The 23613-nt window shown below is 44.9% G+C and carries 17 protein-coding genes; 8 read left to right on the top strand and 9 right to left on the bottom strand.

Annotated elements, in window-relative coordinates:
• The first annotated feature begins 84 nt into the window (after positions 1-84).
• The 8 genes from MHM87_RS13150 (at position 85) to MHM87_RS13185 (ending at position 12123) form a co-directional block, all read left to right on the top strand.
• Entirely contained in the window at positions 85-969 is an 885-nt protein-coding gene (locus tag MHM87_RS13150; protein WP_239259473.1) for a LysR family transcriptional regulator, read from the top strand.
• A 267-nt stretch (positions 970-1236) separates the two neighbouring features.
• Positions 1237-2553 (top strand): PAS domain-containing methyl-accepting chemotaxis protein, encoded by a 1317-nt coding sequence (locus MHM87_RS13155; protein WP_239259477.1) that lies wholly within the window; start codon positions 1237-1239, stop codon positions 2551-2553.
• Between the two features lie 180 nt (positions 2554-2733).
• Complete coding sequence (locus MHM87_RS13160) at positions 2734-3993, top strand: histidine kinase (RefSeq protein WP_061486528.1); 1260 nt, start codon at positions 2734-2736, stop codon at positions 3991-3993.
• Positions 3990-4667, top strand: coding sequence for a response regulator transcription factor (locus MHM87_RS13165; RefSeq protein WP_014950685.1), 678 nt, complete (start codon positions 3990-3992; stop codon positions 4665-4667). The genes MHM87_RS13160 and MHM87_RS13165 overlap by 4 nt, the downstream gene beginning before the upstream one ends.
• A gap of 142 nt (positions 4668-4809) precedes the next feature.
• Positions 4810-6327, top strand: a complete 1518-nt coding sequence (locus MHM87_RS13170) for an aldehyde dehydrogenase family protein (RefSeq protein WP_239259479.1) — start codon at positions 4810-4812, stop codon at positions 6325-6327.
• A 40-nt stretch (positions 6328-6367) separates the two neighbouring features.
• A complete protein-coding gene (locus tag MHM87_RS13175) occupies positions 6368-8464 on the top strand; it encodes a 4Fe-4S binding protein (RefSeq protein ID WP_061486527.1) in 2097 nt (698 codons plus the stop codon).
• Complete coding sequence (nosP, locus tag MHM87_RS13180) at positions 8433-9623, top strand: nitric oxide-sensing protein NosP (RefSeq protein WP_014980253.1); 1191 nt, start codon at positions 8433-8435, stop codon at positions 9621-9623. Before MHM87_RS13175 ends, nosP begins: the two co-directional genes overlap by 32 nt.
• Positions 9610-12123, top strand: coding sequence for an ATP-binding protein (locus MHM87_RS13185; protein ID WP_239259481.1), 2514 nt, complete (start codon positions 9610-9612; stop codon positions 12121-12123). Before nosP ends, MHM87_RS13185 begins: the two co-directional genes overlap by 14 nt.
• Positions 12124-12179: 56 nt before the next feature.
• Here the strand turns inward: MHM87_RS13185 and MHM87_RS13190 are convergent, their stop codons facing one another.
• From MHM87_RS13190 to pqqB, 9 genes are all read right to left on the bottom strand, one after another.
• On the bottom strand, positions 12180-12839 hold the full coding sequence (locus tag MHM87_RS13190; protein ID WP_014950680.1) for a response regulator transcription factor: 660 nt from the start codon (positions 12837-12839) through the stop codon (positions 12180-12182).
• Positions 12840-13111: 272 nt separating this feature from the next.
• Complete coding sequence (locus tag MHM87_RS13195; protein WP_014980251.1) at positions 13112-13972, bottom strand: hypothetical protein; 861 nt, start codon at positions 13970-13972, stop codon at positions 13112-13114.
• Positions 13973-14170: 198 nt separating this feature from the next.
• The gene (locus MHM87_RS13200) at positions 14171-15400 is read right to left on the bottom strand and encodes a porin (RefSeq protein ID WP_239259483.1); all 1230 of its coding nucleotides are present in this window, start codon (positions 15398-15400) and stop codon (positions 14171-14173) included.
• A 279-nt stretch (positions 15401-15679) separates the two neighbouring features.
• Positions 15680-18178: a TonB-dependent receptor gene (locus tag MHM87_RS13205; protein ID WP_239259485.1), complete on the bottom strand. Its 2499-nt coding sequence runs from the start codon at positions 18176-18178 to the stop codon at positions 15680-15682.
• 120 nt (positions 18179-18298) lie between these two features.
• Positions 18299-20137, bottom strand: a complete 1839-nt coding sequence (locus tag MHM87_RS13210; RefSeq protein WP_239259487.1) for an insulinase family protein — start codon at positions 20135-20137, stop codon at positions 18299-18301.
• A gap of 74 nt (positions 20138-20211) precedes the next feature.
• On the bottom strand, positions 20212-21372 hold the full coding sequence (gene pqqE / locus MHM87_RS13215) for a pyrroloquinoline quinone biosynthesis protein PqqE (RefSeq protein WP_239259489.1): 1161 nt from the start codon (positions 21370-21372) through the stop codon (positions 20212-20214).
• On the bottom strand, positions 21362-21751 hold the full coding sequence (pqqD, locus tag MHM87_RS13220) for a pyrroloquinoline quinone biosynthesis peptide chaperone PqqD (protein ID WP_239259491.1): 390 nt from the start codon (positions 21749-21751) through the stop codon (positions 21362-21364). The genes pqqE and pqqD overlap by 11 nt, the downstream gene beginning before the upstream one ends.
• Entirely contained in the window at positions 21751-22506 is a 756-nt protein-coding gene (pqqC, locus tag MHM87_RS13225; protein ID WP_049588479.1) for a pyrroloquinoline-quinone synthase PqqC, read from the bottom strand. The genes pqqD and pqqC overlap by 1 nt, the downstream gene beginning before the upstream one ends.
• A 2-nt stretch (positions 22507-22508) precedes the next feature.
• Positions 22509-23429, bottom strand: a complete 921-nt coding sequence (gene pqqB / locus MHM87_RS13230) for a pyrroloquinoline quinone biosynthesis protein PqqB (RefSeq protein WP_239259493.1) — start codon at positions 23427-23429, stop codon at positions 22509-22511.
• Positions 23430-23613 lie beyond the last annotated feature (184 nt).

The raw sequence follows: 23613 nt of genomic DNA on the forward strand, positions 1-23613 counted from the left end.
AATTTTTAACAATATTGAAACCTTGTGTTTGCAAAGACAATACATATACTTGCAGTATAGTGCTGTAAAAATGCAGGTGTTTAAGTGAATTGGGACGACATGCGTTTGTTTATTGGTTTGGCAAGAAATGGTCGTGTAGCTATTGCAGCTAAAGGCTTGAAGGTAGACCCTACGACATTAATTCGTCGTGTAAAAAAACTGGAGGACTCATTAAATTGCAAGTTGTTCGAGCTAACTAAAAAGGGGTATGTGCTTACCACCCATGGCAGTGAGCTAGTTACGTATATTGAAAAAGCAGAGCATTACTTTCTAGAGGCACAAAATGAATTAGGTGATGAACGCTCGCATTTGGCAGGTACGATCAGAGTGAGTGTTTCTGAAGGTTTCGGTAGCTGGTTTTTGGCGCCTTTACTACCCGATTTTAAAAAGCAGTATCCGGGGATCAGCATTGAGCTTGTGGCAACCAGTGGCTTTTTAAACCTGAATAAACGAGAAGCCGATATGGCTATCTTGTTAGAAAAGCCCAGTAAAGGCTTGCTGGTTACACAAAAATTGACTGACTATAACCTTTATCTTTATAGCCACCAGTCCCTTATCAGCGACAACGAACCACGAACATTACAAGAGCTCACCGCGTTCAATTTAGTGAGTTACGTGCCCGATTTGGTTTACGCTCCCCAATTAAAGTTCATTGAAGAGACTGCTCTGTCACAATTAAGTGCGCTTCGCAGCACCAGTATTAATGCGCAGTATCAAATGCTTGTAAATGGCGCAGGGGTAGGCATTTTACCTAAATTTATGGCGGAAACTCAGCCAGGCTTAGTTCGACTCATTGAAAGCGAGATTCATATTAAGCGTACATTCTGGCTGGCCACACACAAAGAAACTCATTCTCAAGCACGCTTTCAAGTATTTACAAAATGGCTTACAGATAAAGTTACGCAATACCATTCAAAATTTCTCGACTAAAAAATTAGACGTTTATCTACTGTCTTTTGCAGGGTAAATATGTAAAAAGTAGCGTAGCAGCGTCGAAAAACTCGCCACTCCCTGATACAAGTGGCTAAATGTGTTCTAAGGCTTTAATAAATTAGGCCGACACGTGCTAGTTAAAAAGACATTGTCTAGCGAATAGTTTGCTAAACCTTGTGTAGATTCATCAAATTACTGTTAAGGCAAGGTTAGTTACTGCCGATAAACGGCATATTACTGTAATTCTCTGTCAGGGCAGGCCCTATGTTCAATAAACACTTAGTGAAAGAAAACGAAGCGCTTCGCGAGGAGCTACATATACTCAAGCAAGTGCGAGATGGCTTGCGCGAAGAAATGATCTTTCTCAATCTTAATGAGCGTGGTGAAATTGAAGCCGTCAACGAGGTGTTCGAGAAAGAGCTGGGTTACTCACTCTCTCAAGTGAAAGGGCATCGCTTCTTTGAATTTGTTCCCGAGATTGCCAGAAACACGCCTCATTTTAAAAAGCTGAAAGATTCTATAGAGCAGCGTGTTCATTACTGGGGGGCGATTGAGTTTCTTCGAGAAAATGGTGAAGAAGCGTGGTTAAGGGGCGTAGTTGAACCTATTTTTGACGGAAAAGGGAATATTCACAAATTCTCAGTCAACCTCAACGACCTCACGCGCACTATAGCCAACTCGAAAGAACACGAAGATTTGGTGGCCGCATTACATAAGTCAAATGCGGTGATTGAATTCGATTTGAACGGCAATATTCAAGACGCAAACGAAGCTTTCCTAAAAGCCGTTAAGTACAGCCTTAATGACATTAAAGGTCAGCATCATAGAATCTTCTGTGATACGGAGTATGCGAATTCCCACGAATATAAAACGTTTTGGGAACGACTTGCTCAGGGGGAATTCGTAGCAGGAAGATTCGAACGTTTCGACGCTCACGGCAACACTATTTGGCTGGAAGCCACCTATAACCCGATTTGTGATTCTCACGGTCGTATGTATAAAGTGGTTAAGCTGGCTACTGATATTACTGAGCAGGTGGCACGAGAAAATGCCGTGTCCAGTGCCGCTGATATCGCCTACCGTTCTTCAAACACAACGGATCAAATTGCCACGCGAGGAAAGGAAGTCATTAGCGAACTGCTTTCTGAAATGTCTTCGCTGTCGCAACAAATGGATAGGGCAAAAGAAGGAATTAACGCGTTGGACGCTCAATCTCAACAAATTGCCACGATTATCGGAAGTATCAGTGCGATTGCCGAACAAACCAACTTGCTTGCTCTAAATGCTGCGATTGAGGCGGCACGTGCTGGCGATCAGGGGCGAGGTTTCGCTGTAGTTGCTGACGAGGTGCGTCAATTAGCATCGCGTACAACCGAAGCCACAGAAGAAATCATCAATGTGGTTAAACACAACCAGACATTGGCCACCGACGCAGTGAACTTGGTTAATGAAGGTGATGAAAAGGCGCAATCAGGGCTCAATTACGCCAGAGAGGCGGGTGAAGTTATCGAACAAATTCAAGACGGTGCAAAAGAAGTCGTTGATGCAGTAGGCCAATTCAGCAGTCGACTGGGAAGTTAGTAGCACAGAGAAACAGGCTTACCGATAAGTGTAAACAGTCTAAGTTCTTACCAAATAAAACATCGCTCAAAACAGAATTCATCCTACCTTGGTAGGATGAATTCGCCCCTATTGCAGGATGTGCTTTTTAACGTAGCCTGTATAGCATAACCCTGTAATAAAAGGCTTGCAGGGGCGGTTATGTCAGGTTTTACGAAAATATCTACAGCTATAGTGGCCGTATTCATTGGCTGCTTTTTGGTTTTTACCTGTCTGGTCTACTTCCACATTCAAGATAACATTGAGGAAGAGATGACGGGCGCGCTTAATCAAGTGCGAGAAATGGTCAACCTCAATATCCCTGTTGCTGATATCGAAGCGATTGTTGAGCCTAGCCCTCACTTATCCGCCCACTATTTCACGGGTCGCCTTCAGGCAGAACAGACTTCAGTAATGTCGACAACTGAACGCACTGCACTTACACCTGTTATCATCCCAATTCAGGAAAATCAGTATCTTATCGTTACGCCTTTTGATGCTACTGAACTCACCCAGAATCTCACTTTTTTTGCCTTGGTGGCGGGACTGTTTTTCGCAACCTTTGTGCTGTTGCTGTTTACGTTAAAAGTGGCAGTTAAGCAAAGGTTAGTGCCGCTAAATCAGCTCGCTGACGCATTATCTGAGCTACGAGAAGGCAAGGAATCACAGCCCCTGCCACACTCAGATATCACCGAAATGAACAGGGTGTTAGACCAGTTTAAGCACCTACAAAATGCACTTAAATCAAAAGAAAAGCAGCTCATAAAAATAGATAAGCAGTTAGCTCTCCTTCAAGAGCAAGAGCGTAATTACCTTGCCAGAGAGCTTCACGATAATGTGGGGCAGTTGCTGACCACGATAAAAGCCCACGCCTATATTTTGGTTAACGCAAAAGAGCGATCTGTTGTTGAACTGTCGGCGCAGAAGGTTCAAGTGATGTCACATCAAATAAGCGATGCAATTAGAAAGCTTACTGCTCACCTTCACCCGCTTGTTTTAGATAGAGTCTCTCTTCAGTCGTCGCTTGAGCGACTGGTGTACGAACAAGAAGTAGCACAGCCCGATACGCAGTGGGACGTGTCAATTAATCTAAAGCGCTATCAAGAAGATAATGAGCGAGATATTCATCTTTACCGATTTGCTCAAGAAGCCATTAACAACGTGATTAAGCATGCGAAGGCCACCAAGGTTAGCATTCAAATTTATGGAGATACTCACCGTGTTTCTGTGATGGTCAAAGACAACGGCCGGGGATTGGGGAACCACATTGTAGAAAACATTGGCATGTCTTCAATGCGCAGCCGAGCACGTTGTATAGGAGCAAATTGCAGTGTAACGTCACCCGATGATGGCGGCGTTGCTGTATCGCTGTCCCTTACCCTTAAAAAAATGCCTCCTCTTATGGGCGCTAACGTCGCATGAATATTCTAATTGTCGACGACCATGCTGTGGTGCGTGAAGGATACAAAGCTTTACTCAATGCGATGATGCCCGACTGCCGTATTTTTGATGCTGAAAACGGTGCACAGACCCATCGTTTATTAGCCAGTAGTGACATTGAGATCTTAATCCTCGACATAAACCTTTCAAATGAAAGTGGCCTTGTTTTAGCCAAGATTTTTTTGAAGCGACATCCAGATTTAAAAATTATCTTTTTCAGTATGTTCGAAGACAGCGTCATATTGCACCGCGCTATGCAAACCGGTGCTATGGGGTACATCAGTAAAAGTAGCTCGCCTGAAATACTGATCTCGGCAATTAAGGTCGTCGCAAAAGGGCAAAAGTATATTGAGCGAGGCCTGGCGGTAAATTTAGCCAATCAACTTCTCGATACGAATGTGGACATTGCTGCCAAATTAACAAAACGTGAGTTCGAGATATTTATTGCGATAGCGATGAATAAATCCCGCTTTGATATTGCTGATGAGTTGGGTCTATCGGCTAAGACTGTCTCTAACGCGCTCACAGTCATTAAGCGAAAGCTTGACGCGGTGCCCTCTCAGTTTTCAGCCATTGCGGCTAAACACGGTTACATCGGTGATGCAGAGCTTTCAGCGTCTCAATCGGTGTCTTTTGTCGAGAAGAGTGAGAAGTAGCCATAGGTTTCCCCTCCTAAAGTAGGAGTCAAATCGGTCTATCGCATCATGGTAGGTACAACGTAAAAGTACCATTATCAAACTACACAACAAACCAAGTTACTGCGCGAGTTACGCGCAAAGTCATCAAAAGGTACTTCTTATGATTTATGCAAAGCCAGGTAGTGAAGGTTCGGTCGTAAGCTTCAAAGAAAGCTACGGTAATTTTATCAATGGCGAATGGGTTGCACCGGTTAAAGGTGAGTATTTCACCGCAACATCTCCAGTAGACGGCAGCGACATCGCACAAATCCCACGCTCAACATCTGAAGACATTGAGCTTGCGTTAGATGCAGCTCACGCTGCGAAAAAGGGCTGGGCAGATAAGTCAGTAGCTGAGCGTTCTAACATTCTTCTGAAAATAGCCGATCGCATTGAAGAAAACCTAGAGCTACTTGCCGTTGCGGAAACATGGGACAATGGTAAAGCCGTTCGCGAAACGCTTAATGCAGATATTCCGCTGTGTGCAGACCACTTCCGTTATTACGCAGGCTGTATTCGAAGCCAAGAAGGCACCATCGGTGAAATTGATAAAAACACGGTGGCGTATCACTTCCATGAACCTTATGGTGTTGTTGGGCAAATCATTCCATGGAACTTCCCGCTACTTATGGCTGCATGGAAACTTGCGCCAGCACTTGTTACCGGTAACGTAGTGGTGCTAAAGCCAGCAGAACAAACGCCAGTATCTATCTTATTGTTCGCCGAACTAATCCAAGACCTGCTACCACCGGGTGTACTAAACATCGTTAACGGGTTCGGGGCAGAAGCCGGACAGGCTCTTGCAACAAGCACAAGAATCGCAAAAATTGCATTTACTGGCTCTACACCTGTTGGCGGACATATCCTTCGCTGTGCTGCTGAAAACCTTATTCCATCTACCGTTGAGCTTGGCGGCAAGTCGCCAAACTTATTCTTTCCAGACATCATGAATCACGAGCCTGAATTTATTGATAAGTGTGCGGAAGGTTTAGTGCTTGGATACTTCAACCAAGGTGAAGTATGTACGTGTCCTTCTCGAGCGATTATTCACGAAGACATCTATGATGCATTCATGGAAAAAGTGTTGGAAAAAATTCAGAAGATCAAACGTGGCAACCCACTAGACACAGACACCATGGTAGGTGCACAGGCATCTAATGAGCAGTTCGAAAAGATCCTTAAATACATCGATATCGGTAAGTCAGAAGGGGCTCAGGTTGTCACTGGTGGTGAGAAAGAGCAGCTACCTGGCTTTGATGGAGGCTACTACATTCAGCCGACTATCTTGAAGGGTGAAAACCACATGCGTGTGTTCCAGGAAGAGATTTTTGGTCCGGTAATCGCTGTTCAAACCTTCAAAACCGAAGAAGAGGCGATTGAGATTGCCAATAATACAAGCTTCGGACTTGGCGCTGGTGTATGGAGCCGCGATGCGAATGTAGCATTCCGCGTAGGTCGAGCGATTGAAGCAGGTCGCGTGTGGACGAACTGTTATCACTTGTATCCAGCTCACGCTGCGTTTGGCGGCTACAAGAAATCGGGCATTGGCCGCGAAACCCACAAGATGATGCTAGATCACTACCAGCAGACAAAAAATCTATTGGTAAGCTACGACATCAACCCACTTGGTTTCTTCTAAGTAAACCTGAGGGCGGCGCCTACCGCCGCCCGCTACTTTTATGCGCATCGCATTTTCCTCAATCATTTTCTTGCTGTTTCTCAGCACCAATGTGTTGGCGCAGTCTGACGCGACAGACATTCCACAAGACATTTACAAAATATTTCCCAACGCTACACGCGTGGGGGAGATGCACACTGACATCAAGGTAACCCCGGTCTATCAGCTTCAGCAACTACTCGGATATGTTTTTGAGTCGAATGACTTTGTCGACTTCATAGGCTTTTCAGGCAAACCAGTTAATGTAGTGATTGGGCTAGACACACAAGGCAATGTGGTCGATCTTTTCGTCAAGCAGCATAGCGAGCCGATTTTTTTGCACGGGCTTGGCGAGAAATCCATGTTTGATTTCGTTGCTCAATATCAAGGGCATAGTGTCAAAGAACGTTTTATCATTGGTGGTAAAAGCAATGTAGGCAAAGACGCTACCTACTTTGATGGGGTTACGAAAGCCACCGTATCGGTGCTGGTTATCAACGATACCATCGTGACATCTGCATTAGCCGTTGCCAGAGCTAAGCTCGATGGCTTTGTTGCGCCTAGCAACAATATTATCAATCCAGACTTTTACGAACCTTTTACTTTTAGCGAATTGGTGGACAAGGGCTACATTCAAAAGCACCAGATTACTCAGCAAAATACCGAAGGGCTTTCGAGAGAAGTGGTTCGGGCGGTTGACGATATTCAAAGCGAGTTTGCTCTTGATGGTGACATCATTGCCGAACACTACTATGCGTTTTTAAGTCTTCCTATTGTGGGGAAAAACCTGCTAGATGAAGAGGAATTTGCTCGGTTACAGGAAAATCTAAATCCGGGTGAAATGGCACTGATGGTACTGAATACGAAAGGGTTCAGTTTTATCAGCGATGAGTTTATTCCCCAAACCACTCCTGAGCATTTACGGGTATCTCAAGGCGGCTTTCCCACAGCTATCCGCGATATCGATTTTTATAGCTTCTATGACCCCGCATTTTCACAAGCATTGCCCGACTACAACGAGATCAAAGTACTTCGAGTAAAATCGAAAGGTGGGCTGTCACTTGACCAAGAAATGGAAATAGCGATTAGTGTGCCGTTTAAGCCGAGTTTCTTCGAGCAAGATGAGCATCTGTTCCCTTTGAAAGTGACACTGCCTAGTGAACTATTTATGGAAAATCCTGAGGCTCAGTTAGCGAAGCCCATTCCGTTGTGGCAGAAAATTTGGAGGGACAGAACCTTAACGATAAGCATCACCGTTGTTTATCTTGTAGCGCTGTCGTTGTTTTTTGCATTCCAGCAAAGGCTAACCCCTTACACCAAGTTTGTGCATACAGTGCGGGCATTTTCCCTTGTGTTCGTGCTGTTTTTTATTGGCTTTTACGCTCAAGGGCAACTGTCTGTTGTCAACATATACACGCTGCTACTGGATATTATCGACGGATTTTCCTTAGAGGTATATCTTCTCGACCCGGTCATTTTTATTTTGTGGAGCTTTGTATTTGTCTCGTTGTTTATCGTTGGGCGGGGACTATTTTGCGGCTGGCTTTGCCCCTTCGGAGCACTCCAGGAAATGATGGGAATACTGGCTGAAAAGCTCAGGATAAAACAAATTAGAATTAAGCCACAGCACCACAAACGGGCACAAAAAATTAAATATGGGTTGCTTATAGGGCTTGTTGCGTGCTCATTCTATTCGCTAAACCTTGCAGAGAAGCTCGCTGAGATAGAGCCGTTCAAAACGTCCATAACCCTACACTTTGTTCGATATTGGCCTTTTGTACTGTATTCGGTTTTATTGCTGCTACTTAGTTTAAAAATTCATAAAGTGTACTGCCGCTATTTATGTCCGTTGGGAGCGGGGCTTGCCATTTTGGGGCGTTTCCCTTTAGTTAAATTGCTTACACGTAAAGATGCCTGTGGTAATCCGTGTCAGCTGTGCAAACAAAAGAAATGTGGTATTGATGCTATAGAACAAGACGGCAGCATTGACTATGCTGAATGTATTCAGTGCCTTGAGTGTGTGGTTACGTTAGATAACCCTGACTTGTGCAAAATCGATAAATATAAAAAGAAAAAGGTGCCAACGCGTGTCAAAAACCTCAATCCTGTCCGCACTTAGTCAACCTGCTAATAGCAAGGTTAACGATGACAACCATTCTAGTTTATACGGTGCTAAAGAAGCCTGCCGTGATGTGGCCAATGAGATTTTAGCCAACGTTAAGTGCGATGAAATAGAGCTATTACTCTTTCATACCAGCACGCTGTTTGACTTAGACACCGTAGCAAAGGAAATCTCCGCACGTTTTCCTCACGTGAATATTGTTGGCTGCACCAGTGCTGGAGAATTTAATAAAAATGGCTACGGAACAGAAAAACTCTTGGCCGTCGCGTTTTTGAAAAACGAATTTTCTATTGCCACAGCATTGGTGCCTAATTTAGGCGAAGTAAACTTTGATGAAGCCCACGATATTGCCAGTGGTTTGCGCCGAGCCTTACAGGGGAGGGAGCGTCGTTACGATACAGAGCAGCACTTCGTTATTTCTGTGCTCGATGGACTTACCCGCCATGAGGAACATTTTCTAGAAACCTTTGCGACCGCATTTGGCAATATTCCACACTTAGGTGGTAGCGCTGGCGACGATTTAAAGCTTGAAGCCACCTATGTGTTTTACAACGGTGAATTTCATCGAGACGCAGCAGTACTGCTGCTTGTTGGCACGGGAAAGCCCTTCACCGTATTCTCCATTGATCACATTAACTCTCCCGTATCGAAGCTGGTGGTCACCCACGCCGATCCTGAGTCGCGAACCGTGTATGAAATAAACGGTGAACCTGCTGCGCAGTATTACGCCAGTTTATTGGGAATGAAAGCTGAAGACTTAACGCCGGATGTGTTTTCCATGTTTCCCCTTGCAGTGATGGTAGGGGGCAAATATTTCATCCGCTCTATTCAAAAAGTAGATTTGGCCACTAACGCCATTACCTTCTACTGCGCGGTAGATATTGGCATTATTCTTACATTTGTTCAGCTGGGTGACTGCATTGAAGCATTAGAAAGTAAACTAGACAAGCTGCGCGCTCAGCTTGGCGAGCCCGAATTTGTCTATGCTTGCGATTGCTTTTTGAGAAGGCTCGAAATTCAACAGGGCAAAAACGACCACGAAATAAGACGGCTACAGCAAAGGTACAATGTCGCGGGCTTCAATGCCTATGGCGAGCATATTCACTCGGTTCACTTGAACCAAACGTTTACGGGGGTGTATTTTGCAGCCCAATAATCAATTTACCGACGTGGAAGCGCTCCAAAAGGCCCTTTACGAGCAACGGCGTGAAAACGAAAAGCTTGAAAAAATAAACGCAGCGCTGATGTATCGCATGGAAGAGGGCGGTTTTAATCATCACAGCTACCGCGCCTTCGAACATTCGGTTCAACTTTCTGAAAAAGTGAGTCAGAAAACCGAAGAACTGCAGTCAGTACTGCAAAAGCTGGAGCAGTCAAACGCCGAACTGGTGCGGGCTCACGAAGAAACCCATCAGGTTAAACAGCGTTTACACGACGCCATTGATAGCACTAATCAGGCGATGGTGTTGCTAGATAGACTGGGCGGGATCATCTTCTTTAATCGGCACTTTGAAACTGTTTGGGATGACCTTTCCATTACCCCTAAAATTGGCGATAACTATTACGATATCACCCAAGCTGCCAAGCATTCCGGGGTTATTCGCCGCGCCCTACCTGCTGATGTCGAAGGCAGGATGATCTATCAGTTGTCGAACCGGCGATGGTATCAGCTGACCAATCGACCCACGCAAGAAGGCGGGAACGTTATTCTGTTTAACGACATCACTGAAGTAAAACTGCTTGAATCGAATCGTTACGAGCAAGTCATTAAAGAGAAAAACAAGCTGTTGCAAAGCCTTATCGATAATATTGATGTTGGAATATTGCTCATTGATAAAGAAGGTGGCATTGCGTTTTGGAATAACACGTTTTTGACCCAGTCAAACGTGCCCCAGCACGTACTGGTAAACAGTAAGAATATTTATGCCCTTCAAAATAACCGTCACTGGAGCGGGCTCAACTTAAACCCGGTGGGGCCAAGTACACAGATTATCCACGAGCAACTGGTGGTTGAACGCAACATCACTACACTGCCCGACGGCAATACGCTGTGCACGTTCACCAATGTTACATCGCAGCATCACTACGCGGAAACGCTGAAGCAAAACGAAAGCTGGATCCGCATGATAACCGATAATGTACCGGCGCTTATTGCTTACATTGGTACCGATAAAAAGTTTCAATACACCAATAAAGGTTATCGCGATTGGTATGGCGTTAGTGAGCAAGACATTAATGATATGCCTATGGATAGAAGCCACCTGAAAGAGGTTTACCCTAATCTTATTCAGTACTTGCGCCGTGTTAACCAAGGCGAAGTGGTGAGCTTTCAAAGCAAAGAAAAAAATGCTCATGGCGACGTTGGCTTTTTACAGAAAGTTTATTTGCCTCATTTCAATGAATCTGGCGATATCACCGGGCACTTTGTCTTGGCAACAGACGTGTCGCAGCAGGTAGAAAGCCAACTCCAGCTTAAAGCGGCTAAAGACCAATTAGAATCGAATGTAGAAAAGCGTACCCGTGAACTCAATCACGCCAACATCGCCCTTCAAGAAGCGATTGATTCAAAGAGCAAATTTTTGGCTGCTATTAGCCACGATCTTATGCAGCCCCTTAGCGCTGCCATCTTGTTCAACGAAACATTGAAAGATCAAGTGGATAGTTCATCCAGCCCCATTGTTGCCGCCCTCGATAATTCACTGTCTGATTTACATGGCCTTATTCGCACGCTTATTGAAACATCCAAACTGGACGCTGGGGTGTTACAGCCCGATAAGCAGCAAGAAAATGTATTGCCGTTACTTATGCAGCTAGCCGAAGAGTTTACGCATATCAGTAAAGACTACAGTGTAGATTTTCGCTATCGCTTGAAAGAAGCCTTCGTGGTGACAGACGTGAACTTACTTTCTCGAATATTGCGAAATTTATTAATAAATGCAATGAAATACGGTGCCAACGGCAAGGTGTTACTGGCAGCACGAAAGGTGAATGAAAACCTGGAAATTAGCATCTATGATCAAGGTGTGGGTATAAGCGAAGACGATCAGAAAGTTATTTTTAAAGAGTTTTCCAGATTAGAAAACGATTTTAACTACTCTTACAGTTTGGGTCTGGGATTATACATTGTAGATAAAATGAGTAAGTTGCTAGAGCACGATATTCGAGTGCGCTCGAAAGAGGGCGTAGGCGCATGTTTCACGGTGACCATTCCTATTACCGAAGTGTGTGATACGAGTCAGGAACAAGACTATCTTTATACTTTGGAGCCATCGTTACCAGATTACGTTTTGGATAAGCATATATGGCACATTGATAACGATGCGAATATGCGCATTGCTATGCAAACGTTGTTCGCAAACTGGGACATGGAAGTAGACACTTTCTCAGGTTTTGAACAATGCAGTGCTGTAAATAATGGCAGTTTTGACGAGTGCGACATGCTTATTGTCGATTACCACCTAGATGAAGAAGAAACCGGTTTAGACATTGCGAAACGCGTAAGAAAAATCGCGCCTTCAATGCCCATTATGATTTGCACCGCTAATCACTCAAAAGCGTTAGCGAATGAACTTGAAGGCACCGACATTCAGCTGCTGCACAAACCTGTTAACTCCGCGGTGCTTAAGGCGGCGCTAGTCTCAAGCTTGAATGGCTAAAAGTATAGGAACATGGGGCCTGTTAATCTTCGGTGCACAGCAAAGATCAACAGGTCTTAATTAAATACGTATTGGTTAAAGTCGATATTCGCGGCACTGGCCACAACCTTTACTCGGTTGCTGGCGCCTAATTTTTTGAGAATAGATGAGACGTGAGACTTAACCGTGGTTTCAGAAATATTAAGCTCGTAGGCAATCACTTTATTGGCTAACCCTTGAGTTAGATATTTCAGTACAGTCAGCTCTTTTCGTGTTAATGAACGAATTTGCTCCGGCGAAATACCGTTGTCATTGGTCATGCGTGTTCTGGTAGACGGCGTTCTCAATATCTCTGATGGTAAACACACGTTCCCTTCAAAAATACTCTCGATAGATGTGGCTATTTCTTCAATCTTGCTGCTTTTTGAAATAAAGCCAACGGCACCATAAGAAATGGTTTGCAGTATATTTTGCTTTTCCGTTTCAGCGGAAATAATCACTACAGGTACGTTAGGGTGTTGGTTTCGAATTTCTAAAAGTCCGTTTAGGCCACAGGTTTCCGGCATATTTAAATCAAGCATGATTAAGTCGAACTTCGCGTCTTGCTCTAGCAACGTTAACGCTTCAGAAATTGAATTGGCTTCGAGGGTTTCTGAGTCGGGAAACTTTTTCCCTAAAATGGTAATCATTGCGTGACGAAAAATAGGGTGGTCGTCAATTATCAAGATACGGTGCATGGTCTTTCCCTCAGCTAAAAAAGCGACATTTGCCGCTGGCCTTGTGACTTATTTGGGCTGGCGTTTTATTCACACATAAGCCTTTTATTAAGACAAAATTATGGCGTAAATGAAACGCTTCAAAGTGACCAAGTTCCCCGAAATATTAAAAGCTAAACAGTCACTTCACGTGTTTACAATGTTAACATTAATATAACATCAAATCAGGCCTAATAAGACCAATGGCTTATAATAAAAAAGCACGTAAGACCAGTACTGACGGGACTTTCGTTCTATAACTCGTCAAGTAACTGCCTTCTTTTTTCGGCGTATTCTGTTTCGCTAATTAGGTTTGCCTTTTTTAGTGCGTCTAACCGTTTAAAACGAGCAACGATATCGTTCTCTGCTGGTAAGGGGGCCGAGCCAGCTACGTCTTTCTTACTGGGTGTGTTTTCCCTATTCGCTGGGGAAAGTGTTTCCTTTTCTACAGGTGCTTCAAATGCCAGCTGAGTCGGTGCGACCACCCAATCGAAGCGATTTTTCGTTTTCAGTTCTATACCAGGTGCGGAAAAAGAGAGTGGGGAATCGAATGAGAACTTTGCTTGTTTGCGATTACCAAAATCAAAGTCGTATTTTACCAAGCCCTGAGAAGTAGGATCATAAGCCATTTCGTAGGCTTTATTGGCTACTTTATCGAACTCGCCAATAAGAATATTGAGCTGGTCGTCTGCAACGAAAATACTGCCTGCAACGTAATACGTTTGGGTTTTAAGGCCTGCCAAATAGCGCTTCTCTTTACTAAGGGCAAAAATTACGTCTTGCTGAGCAGTCGCTGTTCGCAGCGCCTCAGGCAGATAGGCGGCAAGTAACGCAACCTGTTCGTTGGAAAAAAGCGGTGTTGACGTATTTTTGTTCTTAACCACCTGAATAGCGCTAAGTATGGCGGATACATCCTGCTCTTGCAGCGTAAAGGGGTGCTGGTTGGCACGCATGTCACTGTCTGTTTCGTTTTGCTTTTCAACAAGGCGAATAAAATTGTTTTTGTCCTCCTGAAATATGACCTGTGCGTCTGCGATATGTACTGTCGTTATGAAGAGTAGGGCTAACAGAATGGGTTGAGCTGAACGTAATGAAAATAGAGATATATTTTTCATGATCTTTCCTTTTTCAATAGGAAAAGCGAGAGTGAATCTCGCTTTTTATGTCATATCTTTTAGCTTAATTTTAATTTCTTATTTAAGTGTAAAATCAATCAGTTTTTTATCATTAATTAAATGAGTCGAGTAATTTTAAATTTCAGAGCAATTAGATATAAGTTCAATGTTAAAATATGACTGATTTTTAATTCTCAATTAAAAGAACACAGTGCCACCTAGTTGAATTAGGGTTAAGTCTTCTGCGCTGTTATAAATTCCTTGCGCAGATTCTGAACCATCAATATCTAAACTTAGGTTTTCGTATTTCGCGTACACCAAGAAGCGCGAGTCAAAATATTGTTCTGCTGCAACACCCCACTGACTAAGCTCTGAGCCGGTAACGCCATCTAAATGAGCCATGCCGTATTGGTCGTTATAACTGGCATATTCAGCATAGAAAGCAGAATCACCAAAGCGATTAAACTGTTTTCTAATACCTGCTTTAAAGTAATAGGCATCCGTATCGTCACCCGACCCAACAATCGCGTCGTCAGCCTCTTCCATCTGATAAGTGGCTACCCCAAATACACCTGACTCAATATGCATGAGCCCTGCTTGCAGTTGTAGCGTAGTTGAACTGTTGCCCCCAACATTGCTACCGCCATCTTTATTCACAGAGTAACCTGCATGAAGGTTAGTTTTGAAGCCTTCGTGCTCAGCCGCATACTTAACCGCAATATCGTAAATTTCGTCGTTTGCATAACCTACTGCAATACTCACGTTGCCCATTTGAGGGAGATCGTAGCGCACGCCGTTGCGATATATACCGTTACAGTCAATACCAATACCCAAGCCAGGCGTAGCTAAGCACTGAGCAAATTGACCCCACGCGACATTGGTTGAACCTTCTTCTACGCCTCGAATAAAGAAGCCATTTGCTCTAAATAATGGAGAAATTCCCGACCAGATTGTGCCAGAAGGATCAGCTAGAACGGCAATGTTATCGGTGGGAAGGCTTTGTAAACCAATGGTGATTTTACCCCAGTCGCCACCAAAGTAGAGGCTACTGCCCAACAGGCCTATGTCGCCGCCGTTGAAGGTGTCTAAGTTATCCTGATTCGCAAACAAAAGCGGGGTTTGATGGCCACCACCGGCGTAGTTCGGTGCGCCTGAAAGAGGTTCAATAATGACCTCAAAGCCCACGTCCATGCCTTGTTCTTCCAGTTTATAATTCCCTGAAAGCGTAATACGGCTGCCTAGCGTTGTACCGTTGTCTGAAAGTTGTGCCACATCACTACCCACACCGTCGTCGTAATAGGTTAAGCCTTCATTTATCCATCCAGAGATATTCCATGAATAGGGCTCGTCTTGGGCAAAACTATGGCTACTGACTGTGCTTAAAATGGCAATAGATAAACAGGTTTTTGTAAATGTATTCTTTTTCATTTTACTGTCCCAATATTGGTAGTGTTGATTAATTACAGTGGCTTTTTATTTTTATTTTTGACTGGTTTTAATGCTTTCGGTGTCCAGTAAATTGATAATAGGTTCTATTGAATTTTGAACCATCGGCCGTAAGGCGTGTTAATCTCCTTCTTTAGTAGCGGGAAAATTAAATGTATAAATCATAAAAAACGCGACTACTGTAAAAAGTAAGTCGCGTTTTTTTATTTTTTAGCAGCTTTTGTGTGGATAAAAGCGCGTGTGGTAACAACTGCTATCTGATTAGAATCTCGCTTTTAGATTTACACTGACCATTCGCGGTTGTGCGGGGCCCACGAACTCTGCACCTTCTACGTCGGGATAAATGTCTTCTAATACCTCATCAGCCTCGCCATACGTGCCAAAGGTTTCATAGTCTTTGTCGAACACATTGTTCACACGTAGCGATGCGGTAAATGTGTCGTTGAAACGGTACGATGCATAAATGTTTGCAATAACGTATCCGTCAATCTTTTCATTTTCGTTAGCCTCATCGCCCCTAAAGTACTGACTAGATGCTGAAATAACTTCTGCCCCCAAACGCGCTTTATCCGTTAAGGCGTAATCTGCGTAGAGCTTGACTAAATGCTCTGGCTGGCCTGGAATTTTGTCACCTGGCGTTACGAGTCTGTCTGGACCCTGAGGGTTAAAGGGGCTAAACGACGTGAATGTCGATTCATAGGTTGCGTTAAGATAGTTGTAGTTTAACCGGTAGGTTAGTTTTTCCCACGTTGAGCCTACGCTGAATTCAACGCCCTGACGCTGGGTTTCATCAACGTTAATAAAGTATCCGCGAGAGGCAACAGAGCCTGCTTGTTGGAAGATAATGTCATCCTTACTTCTACTGTGAAAAACATTTAGCATCAGGTCGATGTTATCAATGCGTGTGGTGTAGTTCGCTTCAATAGTTTGGGTGACCACCTGATCAAGAGGAGGATCGGCCACAAAACCGTTCGGTAAGCGGCACGGGTCGTCTTCATCTGCACAGCTTAACTCTGCTGGGCTTGGCGTTCTTGAAGACTGGCTGATTGCAAGATTCAACTGGCTTTGCTCATCAATAGTAATGTCTACCCCTACCGCTGGGTTAAATTGGGTAAAACGGTGATTGCCGTCCAATGAACCTTCACCGTCATCAATCAGGTCTTCCATAACAATATGGTCTCGGTTAAAACGTCCACCAAGATTGAGTGATACGGCTGAAGAGAGCTGTGTACTATTCATGAAAAATAGCGACCATGCGGTGGTGTCTACATCTAAACTAACCCTAGCTTCTTGTGCCATGAGCCCGTCGATGGGTAAAACGGTGCGTGAGTCTTGTGCAGATTCGTTTTCCAAAATACCAAATGTAGTATCAGCGGCGTAGTTAACATCTCCCTTGGTGTAGCTGGCACCAACAATTAACTCTGAACTGAAGCCGCTTAAGGCATATTGTTTTGCTAGCTGAAAAGATAACCCAGTAGCTTTGGCGTCTGTCCGGCCCGTATTGTATGTTCCATCAAGTTCATCTGCGTCCACATCTGATATTTCGGCAAGTGCGGTGTCGTCATCAAAGCCAATAAATTCAACCGCTTCTATATCGTCGCCTTCGCCTACAACAGGCAAATCATCGTCATCATCGTCGTCGCCATCATCATCACTATCAAGCGGAGCATCATCATCATCATCGTCGTCATCATCTTCAAATTCACACAGTGTTACGCGTCCATCAGCGAACTGGCAGGCACCAAAATCACTGTCATCGCCGTTGATCGATTGAGTTTGTGTGTCGCGATAAAACATATTGGCGGTTAACGATAAGGTGTCAGTTAAAACGAAATCACCGGTTATATTAACGTGCGTAAGTTCGTTGTTGGTCTGATCGGGGTGGGTGTAGACCGCTTCTCTTCCTTCAATATCCAGCAGTTCAATAGGTGATGCACCATTGCCGAGTAACTCGTTATCGGCCATAAACAGGTTCATGTCGATATGCATTTTGTCACTTTTATAGGCAAGCGATGTAAATACTTGCTGCACTTCAGATGGCGAATAGTCGCGCCAGCCATCTTCCTCATAGTGATTCAGGTTTACATAATACGACCAATGATCGTTATGACCACCCGATTCCACAGACGCGGCTTTCTGGCCGAATTGTCCAGCCTGTAAATCTATTTCATTGGCGTTGAAGCTAAACCCTGTTTTCGTTCTTAGCGCAAGGGCACCGCCTAGCGTGTTTTGGCCAAACAGAGGGTTTGAACCAGAGTACAAAGAAACGGTATCTATAGCATCTAGAGGCATTAGGTCCCAATGCACAGTATCGCCAAACGCTTCATTAACCCGACCGCCGTTTAAGTACACCGAAATGCCCTGAGGTAGACCAAGCAGCGGAGAGGCAGTAAACCCGCGGTATTGCAGATCGGGTTGGAACGGATTGTTTTGAACATCGTTTAGGTTCACGCTTGCCAGCTGAGTTTTGAGTAGCTCCGGTAGTGAACGGTTGACGCTCCCTTCAATGTCATCTTGAGTGAGTGTCTGAACGTTACCAAATACGGCAGAGTTATTGCCATTGGCATTAAGGGAGGTGACTCCTTGTACCTCTATGACCTCGTAGTGGTCCATTGCATCGTTAGCTTCTGCAGCAGAGCTAAACGCATAGGTTACAGCGCTTGCAATAATCGCAAGAGCAAATGGTGAACGGGCAAGTTGATGTGTTGGGGATTGTGCAACGTTTTGGCTTGAGCTTTTCGTAGAAATTCGCGTAGGCATGGTCTTGACTGCTTCGTTATCATTTGTACTTTCAGTATTGCCTTAACCATTCCCTAAAAATATCCTCCTTAAGTGGGAGGAAGTATCATAAATTGGTAGCAGTGTTTTTTCCCGAATTCCCTACGAGAGAATCGATAAAACCTTATGACACCAGTTTTCACGCTCTGTGATATTTGTATCGCTGGCACCAAATAGAAAAAGATTATTTTCATAGGTTGCAGCGCCTAGTGCGTAGCATTCTCCCGAGGTTCTTGGTTGCCAGAAAAGGTGGTGTGCCAGCACCGCTTGTAGTCTTGACTGTTGATAGAACGCGATGCGATACACCCAGTGCGAGGCCAAATAACCAGAATCAGAATTTAGAGAAGCCGACTCTAGAGTTTTTGAGGGCGATTGGATGGAAAACGGCGTAAAGTGCAAAGCAATGTGTTCAGCGTTAAAGCGTTTTAAATTGGTGGTATTGTTGGCTAGAGGCCGTAATAAACGTGGAAGTGCAGGCAAGTGCTCTAACGCAATAAAATGTCGGTATTTAGAGGTAAGACGCGGCATTAAACGTAACTGTTCGCTATTGGAGGCGCTGGCCTGCGCGGAAAATCCCTTACGTGTCTTTCTAATCCGCTCGCGAGCGACTGACTTTTCAGGTGAAGGTAGAGGACGCAAATAGGAGTGTGATACCTTATTAGCACTCGCCACATAAGCGCTTTTGGTGGCACAATCTTTGGCGGTACACTTGTTCGAGTCCAACGCATCTTTTAGTTGCGCAAAATAGCGAATAGCCGCTCCCACACCTTCTGCGTGTTTAGCAGTGTCTGGCATCGACTTTGAAGGCCTAATATCAAATGAGGCGAGACACGCGGATACCACATGTTTTAGTTGTCGCAACCTTTTATCATTATCATCGCTCACGAGCTTGTGTGTCAGTTTTTTTGAAAGCTTTGGAAGTGCTTCTATCGAAAGCTCGCTTGCTGTTTCCTTCATCGCTTCGTTTGTGACGAGGCGAATTGCAAAATTGCCTTGTTGATTGATTTCGGGGTCGATAAATAAAGTGTTTTCAAGGCCTACTACGGTGCTAAGTGTTGCTTCTTGCTGTAGTAAACCATTTAAAAAGCACTGAGGAAACCACCAGGTTAATACATGCCTTATTGATTCGTTCTTGCCTTTTGTCGTTTGCGCATCAAGAGTGGCTTCTTTGCTTAATTGAGAGTGTTCGCGTTGAGATGCGTGCTGACTCAGAGAGGCGTTTCTGTTCAGTGTTGATTCTTCGCTCAAAGCTGCTTTCTCGCTCAGGGCTGTTTCCGCGCTCAAGGTTTTTTCAGCGCTCAAGGCTGTTTCCACGCTCTGCGCTTTCATTGCGCTCACGGCTTCTTTTTCGCACAGGGCTGTAACAACCTCCTTGCACTGCTCAAAAAAGTGGGCTGAATTACTATAAACCAGCGTGGTGATATTGCTTGGCTGATACCACTGGCGTTTGTAGTCTTGAAGCGCTTGAATGCTGTTGCTGCCTATGGTTTGTGTAAAACCACCCGCGTGTTGATAGGCATTTTTATTGGTATCAGTTAATCGAATAGCGGCGTTTAATGCATAGGCGCTGTTTGCCTCTAGCATGGCGAGCTCGTTAAAAATAACCCCGTCACGCTCTAAGATAACCTCATCGGTACCGTAATCCCGGTTAAGCAGGCCACAGTACAGGTAATTTACAGCATCAAGCAGCACGTTCGCTTTTTCAGACGAAGCGAAAAAGAAGGTGTACTCGGCGAGTGTGGTAGCGTTAATAGTGACGGGCAGAAGTGTATTGGCCGTAAAAAGTTCGTGGGCAGCAGGGTATTGGTGAGAGCGTCGAAAGCTCATGTGCTCTGCTAAATGAGACAACCCAGTGTGGCCTGCTGCAGGGGTTTTTAGCGCAAAAACAACGCTATGCACTTTTGACCCAGAGCCGGCATCAATGAAATGAAATTCAGACATACACTTTTATCTTTACGGGTTAACGGTATCTCTTTTTGTTTCGTACTTATTGCAGCCCATTTACTTCCTAGTACTTACCTCGTAGCACTTACTTCTAGGATGGGAATCGGCTTTTCCACCTTCCGATACTGTAGTGCCTTCGACGGTGCAGTACCTGCTTTATCGGTAATGCCTTTCATCAAATGGTGGTCGGGCGACTTGCTGCAAACCGGATCCGTCTTATACATATCACCTGTTAGCAGGTAGGCCTGACATCGGCAGCCGCCAAAGTCTTTGTCTTTTTCATCGCAGTCCCTACAGGGCGACGGCATCCAACTATCGCCACGGAAATGATTAAAGCTAAAGTCTTGGTGCCAAATATCGTGCAACGAGCGTTCTTTCACATTAGGAAAACGAAGGGGTAATATCTTTGCACTGTGACACGGAAGGGCACTGCCATCTGGCGTTACGGTTAAAAACGTTGTGCCCCAGCCATTCATGCATGCCTTAGGGCGAGATTCGTAGTAGTCGGGCGACACAAATATGAAGGTTGGGCCTTTACCGTTTTGTTGCGCGCGGTAGCGGTTCACTGCGGCCTCAGCTTCCTGTAGCTGCTGTGACGTAGGCAGCAAATGGTCTCTATTTTCATAGGCCCAGCCGTAATACTGCACGGTAGCTAGCTCGACAAAATCAGCGTTCAGCTGCTCGCTGAGCGCCATCACGTCTTCTATTTCGTGAATGTTCTGCGCGGTAATACAGAAGTTAAGCACCATAGGGTAGTTGTATTGTTTTACCAGCTTCGCAATTTTAAGTTTTTGTTCAAATGAGTGACGCTTGTTGCCTATTAAGTCGTTTACTTCAGCATTGGCTGCCTGAAAGCTCAGCTGAATGTGGTCAAGGCCGGCTTCTTTGAGTTTGGCAATACGTTTTTCTGTCATGCCAATACCAGAGGTGATCAAGTTGGTGTAAAAACCCAAAGCTCGCGCATAAGCAACTAAATGCTCTAAGTCTTTTCGAAGCAATGGCTCTCCGCCAGAAAAGCCCAATTGCACGGCGCCCATTTCCCTCGCTTCACGCAGCACACGCTCCCAGTGCTCAGTAGAGAGCTCATTAAATGTTTCTTCCATGTTTACTGGGTTTGAGCAATAGGGGCAATGCAATGGGCACTGATAAGTAATTTCGGCTAGCAGCCACAGCGGGGGCGAAATGCTATTTGGTACGTCGGCTTGTAAATCAACGTCTGTATTATTCGTCATAGCGGATCCACTTCTTTTGCTCGGCATGAAGTAGAAATGCATGAACATCTTCTTCTAAATCTTCAGGTGCATCAGGGAACGCTTGGCGAAGCTCAGCACAAATGGCATTTTCCGTATTGCTGCCATCTACTCGCTTAAGAATTTCTGCCGCAGAAGGATTAAGTTTGATCATTCCTTCGGGGAACAACAACACATAACAACCCTGAGCTTTCTCGTACTGCATGCGAAAAAGCGGATTTAAAGAAGCTATTTTGTCTCTTGTGCGGCCACCCTCGTTGTTGTGACTGCTGCTATTTTCAATGTTACCTTCCACGTTATCAGCACCGACGCTATCAGCATCTAAGTGGTGTTCGGTTTGCGATTGTAAATTCGACATCATTAAAACCTCCCTTTATGGCACACCCGCTGGTCGGCAATACCGTCAAACGGCTTTCTCTTGTATTCATAGGCAAAGCAAATGGCATCAGCAATGCTCCACAAAATATCAATTTTGAACTGCAGTATATTGAGCGCATGTTCTTGCTGTTGTCGGGTAACAAAGTGGTCAAGGGTAATCTGCAGGCCATGCTCTACATCACGGCGCGCCTGACTTAACCGCATTTGAAAGTAGGTAAAGCCTTCACTATCAATCCATGTATAGTGCCCAGGCCAAGTATCTAATCGGCTTTGATGTATTTCAGGGGCAAACATTTCAGTTAACGATGAGCAGGCAGCCTCTTCCCACGACGCACGGCGGGCAAAATTCACATAGGCATTTACTGCAAACTTAACCGCTGGCAACAGGTGGGTTTCATCAAGTAATTCACTGCGGTTCAAGCCTACCGCTTCGCCCAACCGCAGCCAGGCTTCTATGCCGCCCAGTCCGTCTTCACCTTCCCGTCCATCGTGATCGATTATTCGTTGGATCCAAGTTCTGCGTACCGATTGATCTTCGCAATTCGCTAAAATTGCCGCGTCTTTAACCGGTATCGCCATTTGATAATACAGTCGGTTGGCCACCCAGCCCTGAATCTCATCAACGCTGCAGTGTCCTTCATTCATGCGTTTATGAAAGGGGTGATGAATATGGTAGTAAGCGCCTTTTTCTCTCAGTTTTTGTTCGAATTCTTGTCTAGACCATGCGTGTTCTGTCATTACTACACCTCAATTTCCATACCGTCGTAAGCCAATTCAATACCTTGCTCACACAGGCTGTGATAAGCACTGGAGTCTTCGTCAAGCACGCGATTTGTGTTGTTGATATGAATAAGTACTTTACGCTCAACGTTAAATTCATTTAGCAGCGCAATGGCTCCGCCCTTTCCATTAACCGGCATGTGCCCCATATCAGTGCCCAGCTTGTTGCTAAAGCCGTGATCTATCATTTCTTCATTGGCCCACAGCGTACCGTCAAATAGAACGCAGTGAGATTCGCGCATCACCTGTTTTACTGTGTCGTTTGCCTGCATACATCCCGGCGCGTAAAAAAGCACGTTGCCCGTGGTGTCGTCAGTTATCTTCAGGCCGATATTGTTACCCGGCACAATGTTGTCGCGATACGTCGAATAAGGGGGCGCATTAGACTCTAATACCACCGGTTGGAAAGTCAGGCCTTCTGCCCCTTTTGGTACAAAGCGTTGATGATAATCGGTAATAATTGAATGCTGCTGTAGTCCGCCGTGCCAGTGTTTTAATACGGTAAAAAGCGGGAAGCTGGAGGTTAGGTCTTCGGCCACAACATCGGTACAATAAACGGGTAGGGGTAAGCCTTCGCGCAATGTTAGCAGGCCTGTAGTATGGTCTATTTGACTGTCGGTAAGCACAATTGCGCTTATGCGTGTGCCGCGAGACACATGGGCGTCGGGCCACAGCTGCGGGTGGCTGTTTATCTGCTCCCGTAAATCGGGGGAGGCATTAATGAGCACCCAATTTTTACCATCGCTACTGACAGCAATGCTCGACTGTGTTCTGCCTTTCGCCTTTATTTTACCTTCGCGTAAACCCTTACAATTTGGGCAGTGGCAGTTCCATTGCGGAAATCCACCCCCGGCGGCAGCACCAAGAATCAATACGTGCATAACAACTCCATACTACAAGTAAAAAAAGGCTGCATTGGCAGCCTTTTTGTTCATCATCCCAGAGGGCGTTGCCTAGCGGTTATTGATGTAAAGAGTTACTTCAAAACCAAGGCGCATTTCTGTGTATTGGGGTTTAGTCCACATAATTGTTCCTCTTCTTTATGATTAAACGCATGACTGAGTA

The sequence above is a fragment of the Alteromonas sp. Cnat3-28 genome (assembly GCF_022348265.1).
GTDB classification, from domain to species: Bacteria; Pseudomonadota; Gammaproteobacteria; order Enterobacterales; family Alteromonadaceae; genus Alteromonas; species Alteromonas macleodii.